Source organism: Chamaesiphon sp. VAR_48_metabat_403 (assembly GCF_031422475.1).
In the GTDB taxonomy this organism is placed as follows: domain Bacteria; phylum Cyanobacteriota; class Cyanobacteriia; order Cyanobacteriales; family Chamaesiphonaceae; genus Chamaesiphon.
On record NZ_JANPLS010000283.1, the window covers coordinates 1 to 8,642 of the forward strand.

Sequence of the window (8,642 nt, forward strand, 5' to 3'; positions counted from 1 at the left end):
TCAGGCGTACCAAAGGCAACTACGACATCATTGTGAACGTAAAGACCGAGGGTATGGAATCCGAGGAACAGAGACACCCAACTCAAGTGAGAGATAATTGCCTCTTTGTGTTCTAACATCCGGGCTAGAACGTTGTTGCGGTTTTGCTCTGGGTCGTAATCCCGTACCCAGAAGATCGCACCGTGAGCGAAGGCACCAACCATTAGGAAACCAGCAATATACTGGTGGTGGGTGTAAAGTGCGGCTTGGGTGGTAAAGTCCTGTGCCAAGAACGCATAAGGCGGCATGGAGTACATGTGTTGAGCCACCAAGGAAGTGACCACACCTAACGAAGCCAGTGCCAAGCCTAGTTGGAAGTGCAGGGAGTTGTTAACAGTATCATAAAGACCTTTATGACCTTCACCCATTTTTCCACTGGGTGCTTTGTGAGCGTTAAGAATATCCTTAATGCTATGACCGATTCCAAAGTTGGTCCGGTACATATGCCCAGCTACGATGAAAATCACCGCAATTGCGAGGTGGTGGTGCGCCATATCAGTCAACCACAAGGATTGAGTCTGAGGGTGGAAGCCACCTAAGAAAGTCAAGATTGCCGTGCCAGCACCTTGGGAAGTCCCAAACATCTGTTGCGCGGTATCGGGATTTTCGGCATATACGCCCCAGTTACCTGTGAAGAAGGGTTGTAACCCTGCTGGGTGAGGTAACGTGCTCAAGAAATTGTCCCAACCGACGTGCTGACCGCGAGATTCGGGGATGGCAACGTGGACTAAGTGACCAGTCCAAGCGAGTGAACTCACGCCAAACAATCCAGCTAAGTGGTGGTTGAGGCGAGACTCAGCATTCTTGAACCAAGACAAGCTGGGACGGAATTTGGGCTGAAGGTGCAACCAACCAGCGAACAACATGACTGAAGCGAGGAGGAGCAAGAAGATCGACCCCATGTACAAGTCATCGTTCGATCGCATTCCGATCGTATACCACCATTGGTAAACACCAGAGTAAGCGATATTGACTGGATTAGATGCGCCACCTTGGGTAAAAGCATCAACGGCGGGTTGCCCGAAGTGGGGATCCCAAATTGCATGAGCGATCGGACTGACGTTGAGCGGATCTTTAATCCACTGTTCAAAGTTGCCTTGCCAAGCTACGTGGAACAGATTACCAGAAGCCCAGAGGAAGATGATGCCGAGATGACCGAAGTGAGTTGCAAAAATCTTTTGGTAAAGATTTTCCTCAGTCATGCCATCGTGGCTTTCAAAGTCGTGAGCCGTGGCAATCCCGTACCAGAGCCGACGGGTGGTCGGATCTTGTGCGAGGTCTTGGCTAAATTTGGGAAATTTAGTTGCCATAGTTTTTCGATCGGGTTTCCTTACGGACGGACGAGATGATTACAGTAGAGATGATGCTAACTGTAACCACCTCGTGTGGCATTGATTAGCATCATGTTTAGTGATGGTGCCGAGTCTAGCAGTTCCAGACTCGATCGGTAACGATTGCGGACGTTTAAGCCCATCGCCTGTCACCGATAACAAACATCGGTTCATCAGCCGATCGAGATCGATCGAGCCAAGAAGAACGCCCAGGTAGTAGCGATACCTCCGAGGAGATAGTGAGCTACACCGACAGCACGACCCTGGATGATGCTCAGAGCGCGAGGCTGAATGGCTGGCCCAAAGTTGAGCTTGTTGTGCGCCCAAACGATCGACTCGATTAGTTCTTGCCAGTAGCCGCGACCGCTGAACAGGAACATCAAGCTGAACGCCCAGATGAAGTGCGCGCCCAAGAAGATCAAACCGTAGGCGGACAATGCCGAACCGTAGGAGTTGATGACTTGAGAAGCCTGTGCCCATAAGAAGTCACGCAACCAACCGTTGATTGTCGTCGCACTAGCAGCAAAGTTACCGCCAGTAACGTGAGACACGGTGCCATCTGGTGCCACAGTTCCCCACACATCCGACTGCATTTTCCAACTAAAGTGGAAGATGACGATCGAGAGGGAGTTGTACATCCAGAATAGACCGAGGAAGACGTGATCCCAACCTGAAACTTGGCAGGTACCACCCCGACCGGGGCCGTCGCAAGGGAAGCGGAAGCCCAAATTAGCTTTATCGGGAATTAACCGAGAGCTACGGGCGAATAAGACACCTTTAAGGAGAATGAGAACGGTGACATGAATGGTGAAAGCGTGGATGTGGTGAACCATAAAGTCCGCCGTACCTAACACGATCGGCATCATTGCCACTTTGCCGCCGACTGCTAAGGTGTCGCCACCAAAAGCAAGACTGGCTGTTTGAAGCGCGTTTGGTGCTGTATTACCAGCCGCAGCAGTATGCAAACCTTGTACCCACTGAGCGAATACGGGTTGCAGTTGAATTGCCTTATCCGAGAACATGTCTTGGGGGCGACCCAATGCTTGCATGGTGTCGTTGTGGATGTACAGACCGAAGCTGTGGAAACCTAAGAACATCGATACCCAGTTTAGGTGGGAGATAATTGCATCGCGGTGACGCAACATCCGATCGAGTAGATTGTTCTGGTTCATTGCGGGGTCGTAATCCCGAACCATGAAGATTGCTGCGTGAGCGGCACCACCGACGACACAGAAGCCACCAATCCACATATGGTGTGTGAATAACGATAACTGAGTCGCGTAGTCAGTAGCTTGGTAAGGGTAGGGAGGCATCGCATACATGTGTTGTGCCACGATGATGCTCAAAGATCCCAACATTGCCAAGTTAATAGCTAATTGAGCGTGCCAAGAAGTAGTAAGAATTTCATATAGACCTTTATGGCCTTCGCCAGTAAATGGCCCTTTATGATTTTCTAAAATTTCTTTCATACTGTGACCGATGCCCCAGTTCGTCCGGTACATATGACCAGCAACGATGAATAGCACCGCAATTGCTAAGTGATGGTGAGCCTGATCGGATAACCATAGACCGCCAGTAGTAGGGTTGAGACCGCCTTTGAAGGTGAGGAAGTCTGCATATTCTGACCAATTCAAAGTAAAGAATGGGGTCAGACCCTTAGCAAAACTGGGATACAGTTCTGCCATCTTGGTTGAATCCAAGATGAATTCATGGGGTAAGGGAATATCTTTGGCAGCTACACCAGAGTCCAGCAGCTTGTTAATTGGTAAAGATACATGGATTTGGTGACCTGCCCAACTAAGAGACCCCAAACCTAATAAACCAGCTAAGTGATGGTTCATCATTGACTCCACGTTCTGGAACCATTCCAGCTTAGGAGCGCGTTTATGATAGTGGAACCAACCAGCAAAGAGCATTAACCCAGCCATGACGAGCGCGCCAATAGCCGTGCAATATAACTGGAAGGAGTTGGTAATACCAGCACCTCTCCACATTTGGAAGAGACCAGAGGTAATTTGAATCCCGTGGAAGCCACCACCAACGTCGGCATTGAGGATGTCTTGACCGACGATCGACCAGACGACTTGGGCACTGGGTTTAATGCCAGTGGGGTTAGTCAGCCACGCTTCATAATTGGAGAAACGGGCACCGTGGAAATACATCCCGCTCAACCATATAAATATGACGGCGAGATGTCCGAAGTGAGCACTGAAAATTTTGCGTGAAACATCTTCTAGGTCACTGGTGTGACTGTCGAAATCATGTGCGTTGGCATGAAGATTCCAAATCCACGTAGTGGTTTTTGGTCCTTTCGATAAGGATCGATCGAAATGCCCCGGTTTACCCCACTTCTCGAAAGAAGTAGGAACTGGATCTTTGTCAACGATTACTTTTGCTTCCCGCTCTGGCGGACTAATTGTCATGAGGATTCTCCTCTCTAGACAAGGAACGAGGTGATACCCAACTGTGAGTGCCCATTTTTTTTAGTTTAACGGAGCCAAAAACTTTGCTAAATCTCTGAATGACATCCCTGGGGAGCTTCCAGTTCTTAGCCGTACTCGCATCGACAAAACAAGTTTGGTTTCGCGGTACCTCTGTTGATGAATTATAGGTTCATGGCAGACCGATATTCACCATTCGTTAACAATAATTCAAAGTCGCTCTCCAAGATGCTTATATCGATCTTAGCTGGTTGAAATTGGCTTAAAAGTCAAGCCTAATACATTTTTTTTAAATAAACTTAATAATTGCCGGAAAGTAGCTTCAGGTAATGCTTGTAAATAATTCTAACAGCAGTAATCTTTTAGGTTTTGTGGATGTATGCTAATCCGATCGTCAGAATTTAGTTACATATCGATATAAAAGGATCGACCCGCAACGCTCGGATGGAAGTAATTTGGTTCTCAACTGGAAAAATGCAGCCAGAAAAATCATGAACGAATGGGTCGTTCGCGTAGCGTCTTCAAGGGAGAATCGTCTCTCAGGTAAGATTTAGGAATAGTTACAATCGATCGAATTTGGATCTGTGGGCGATCGATCCAAGTTGAAATCGTTTAAAAACTTACCAACCCTAGTAAAATAGGCAGTGCAAACTAGTAACTTGGGAAGCAGAGGTGCGGGTGTTAAGAGCGAATCTGAAGTGGAAATTAGTTTCTCAATTGCTAGTAGGATCGTTTCTGGTACTGATGTTGACCGTGGGGATCGCCAGTTGCGGCGTGCCATCTACCACCGAAAAGATCGAGATCGAGCCTGCTGATACTTTTACGTCAGTTGCCAATAACGATGGGCCATTAGCAGAAGTTAATACACCAGTAAGTATCTCGCAATTAGCTCCAAGCCTAGACAAATATCAGCCGCAGGTAAAGATTATCAATCCGAAACCAGATGAGATCTTGACCGACGATCTCGTCACTGTCAAGTTAAAGGTGAGCGATTTACCGCTATTCAAACAGCCCGAACTTGGGTTGGGCAATCATTTACATGTCATTCTCGACAAACAGACTTACCAAGGCGTATACGATCTGAGCCAACCCTTGGTTTTTAAAAATTTAGCGGCTGGAACCCACACTTTGCGTGTATTTGCGTCGCGTCCCTGGCATGAAAGTTTCAAAAATCAGGGCGCATTCGATTTGGTGACATTTCATGTCTTAACCAAAACGGCGGAAAATCATCCCGATCTGCAAAAACCGTTACTTACATATAGTCGTCCGGCGGGGACTTATGGTGCCGAGCCGATGATGTTAGATTATTATTTAACCAATATTCCCGATCGTCCAATTGCGCCAGGCGGCGTGGAAAGTTTACCAAATTGGCGCGTCAGAGTGACAGTCAACGACCAACAATTTAGCCTAGATCGATGGGCACCGATCTATTTGCAAGGTTTTAAAAAAGGTAAAAACTGGGTGAGATTGGAGCTAGTAGACGATCGCGGTAACCCGATTCCTAATGTCTATAACGATACTTTATCGATTTTTACTTACGATCCGCAAAATAAGGACGCGCTGGCGAAATTAATTGGGGGCGAACTCAGTCCCAATCTCGCACGGACGCTAGTAGATCCCGAATATATAGCGATTCAACCATCCCCATTACCAACGCCGACACCATCGATCGCACCGTTACCAATCATCCAGCCAACAACAACACCGATCGTCAGCTTACCATCGCCTGAGACTAAGCCAAATGCTCATGTGGGAGGCAATCCAGCACAGATAGTCGTGCCGAGTCCCAGCCCGATTGCGCCACCAGCAAGAGTTAAACCCAGCCCCAGCCCAATTGTAATCCCAGAACCGATCGCGAAAACGCTACCTACTCCTAATCCCGATCGAGAGCCAGCATCGATCGTCAAAATCGCACCCCAGCCAGTTGCAGAGCCAACTCCAACACCAAAAGATCGAGTACCTAATCCAGCACAATTACCGATCGTCACCATACCGAGTATCGCACCAACACCGACACCGATCGTTATCGTACCAGTGCCTTCAATAGTAGCCACCGCACCCACTCCAGTGGCTAAACCCGATCCAATTCCACCCGCAATCCCCGATCTAGCCAAAAATTCGCCACCAGCTCATCCAGAACCGATTGCCATTGTCATTCCCGCTCCTACTAATGCACCGACATCCAATCGGGAGCCATCAAAAATCGAGATCGTTACGCCCCCAGTCAATTTAGCAGATAAGTCGATCGCGCAATCTCCACCAGTAAAACCAGTAAATCCCACCCCAGCAGCTTCGCCTGCAATTCCAGCACCGCCAACGCAAATCGCCCAAAATCCGCCTAACTCAACGCCATCAAATCTACCAGTCGTAGAAACGATCGAAAAAACTTGGCAAGCACGCACGATCGAGCTATTCGATGTTGCTAAAGCTAAGATTCGTGCTTTTACTAATACAATTCCAGCCAAAGCCCAGAGATTCGGACGTAACGTTCAAATTTGGAGTGCTCAGGCAATGGAGTTAATCGAGCGATTACGCGATCGTGGCTAGTTAAAATCAAATAGTCCGTCTCGATACAGAATAGATCGAGCATTGCTAACGATCGTCTGAATCAAAAAATAGTGTCTCTCCATCGGTATTTGTCGGGGGTGTTATGAGACCAGTCTTTTCATACAGATCGATTCCTTGTAAGCGATATTGCGATTCTATAAAAGATACCGCAGGATTACTTCGGAATCCTGCAACTTCTCCATCTCCGACTTGAATGCGATCGAGAGCCATTCGAGCTTCTTTTCTGACACTTTCATGTTCGTCTTGCAGACAATCGATTAAAGCTGGAATCGATCGATCGTCTTTGATTTGCCCTAAAGCGACTATTGTCAAATAACGATTTTCCCAATAATTATGCTTGAGAATTGGCAGTAAAAATTCTACGGCTTGACTGCCACCTACACTACTTAAATACATAGCTGCACTATGTTTTAATTGGCGATCTTTGTCTGGATCGGCTGGAGAATTGTTTAAAAAACTACTCAATACTTTTACCAATCTGATATCTTGAGAAAATTTCAATGTATCTACTAGCTCTGAAATAACTGTCAGAGATAATCGATCGTCGCAGATATATGGAGAAAACTTATTTTGAATTAGGTCGATATTTCGCAGCGATAAGTCTATCCAGTAACAAGCATTATGTTTGCTCCAGATTTCCCAGATTTTATCGTTGTTTTGAATTAGTCGCCCTCGATCGTCTAACATGCAAGCATTTTCATAACATTCAGCAATTGTCACCATCATATCTGTCAAGCTGGCATATTTTGAATAAACAGTATCTCCGCCACCTTTAAAATCCCAAAACACAATAGGATAGGATTTTCTATTTTGATTCATCACCATATATCCCTCTACGCATTCTGGTGCATAAAATAATTCTATTGAATTGTTATGATAACGATTAGTTAATAAGTTATCTACGGTTACATCTTTGAGAAGATTACTTCTTACAGCTCGATAGCTATTAACAGCAGATTGTAAATCTAGTAAATTGGCTGCACATTGAGATCCAAATCCTTCACCAAAATTGAACAACCAATTCGACAGATCTCGATCGGATATACCGCCATTTCTCCATTGATATAACTCTATTATTTCTGGCGGTAATGGCTCTGGTAAATCCTTAGAAATTTCGGCAATTTCCGATAGTGATAAACCTGGTCTCATTTGAGGATATAATCGAGCGTCGATCGATATAGTTGCATCTTCACGCCAATACCGATACCGATGTATTTTAGGATGTTGGCGTTGTTGTGCGTGCAACCAATTTAATATTCGATCTAGAGCCTCTGATAAAAGTGTCATAGCATGTTGGAAATCTCTACTAAAATACCAGCCTGACAAAATTATCGGACTGGTATCGTCACACGAAATTCAATTAGATTGTTTACTGCGAAGATCTACCCACCCCGCCCTACGGGCACCCCTCCGAGGAGGGGACTTTAAGAGTAAGCTCTAGATTGAAAAATCCCCTTTTGGGAGGGGTGCCCGTAGGGCGGGGTGGGTCAGGTTTACGAAACCTATTACAACCTAACCCTTTCTTGCCGCTGCTGCTTCATCGGGATGAATACCGAGGCGAGTTAGATTGACACGTCCCTTATTATCGATTTCGCGCACCTTAACGATCACTTCATCGCCAACACCGACTTCATCTTCGACTTTACCGACGCGATAATCGGCGAGTTGGGAGATGTGGATCATCCCTTCTTTGCCCGGTAGCAGCTCCACGAAGGCACCGATTGGAATAATTCGGGTCACGCGTCCGGCATAGACATCGCCTTCGTTGAGGCGGCGGGTTAAGCCTTGGACGATTTGGATCGCGCGTTTGGCTTTCTCATTATCGATCGCGGAAACAGTTACAGTACCATCATCATCGATGTCGATTTTAGCTCCGGTTTCTTCAGTAATCCCTTTGATGGTTTTACCGCCAGGGCCGATGACCAAGCCGATGAGTTCTGGCTCGATTTTGAAGGTGAGTAAGCGTGGTGCAAAGGGTGAGAGTTCTTCGCGGGGTTTGTCGATCGCAGCTAACATTTTCTCTAGAATATGTAAGCGGGCGGGACGTGCTTTATTAATGGCTTCGGCGATAGTCACCATCGGTAAACCGCTGATTTTCATGTCCATTTGCAGTGCGGTGATACCCGTATCGGTACCTGCAACTTTAAAGTCCATGTCGCCGAGGAAGTCTTCGATTCCCTGGATATCAGTGAGAATCCGGACTTCTTCGCCTTCTTTAATTAGTCCCATTGCCGCACCACTCACGGGTTTGGTAATTGGTACG

At 46.8% G+C, this 8,642-nt stretch carries 5 protein-coding genes; 1 reads left to right on the plus strand and 4 read right to left on the minus strand.

The annotated features are described in order from the left end of the window. Positions 1–1,349, minus strand: a 1,349-nt coding sequence (gene psaB / locus RMO79_RS13390; protein ID WP_310483661.1) for a photosystem I core protein PsaB, incomplete at its 3' end; no start/stop codon positions are given. A gap of 194 nt (positions 1,350–1,543) precedes the next feature. After that, on the minus strand, positions 1,544–3,793 hold the full coding sequence (psaA, locus tag RMO79_RS13395) for a photosystem I core protein PsaA (protein WP_310483662.1): 2,250 nt from the start codon (positions 3,791–3,793) through the stop codon (positions 1,544–1,546). Positions 3,794–4,489: 696 nt separating this feature from the next. Here psaA and RMO79_RS13400 point away from each other — a divergent pair. Further along, positions 4,490–6,358, plus strand: coding sequence for a hypothetical protein (locus RMO79_RS13400; protein ID WP_310483663.1), 1,869 nt, complete (start codon positions 4,490–4,492; stop codon positions 6,356–6,358). Between the two features lie 45 nt (positions 6,359–6,403). Here the strand turns inward: RMO79_RS13400 and RMO79_RS13405 are convergent, their stop codons facing one another. Further along, positions 6,404–7,666: a HEAT repeat domain-containing protein gene (locus RMO79_RS13405; protein ID WP_310483664.1), complete on the minus strand. Its 1,263-nt coding sequence runs from the start codon at positions 7,664–7,666 to the stop codon at positions 6,404–6,406. A gap of 225 nt (positions 7,667–7,891) precedes the next feature. After that, positions 7,892–8,642, minus strand: a 751-nt coding sequence (locus RMO79_RS13410; RefSeq protein ID WP_310483665.1) for a S1 RNA-binding domain-containing protein, incomplete at its 5' end; no start/stop codon positions are given.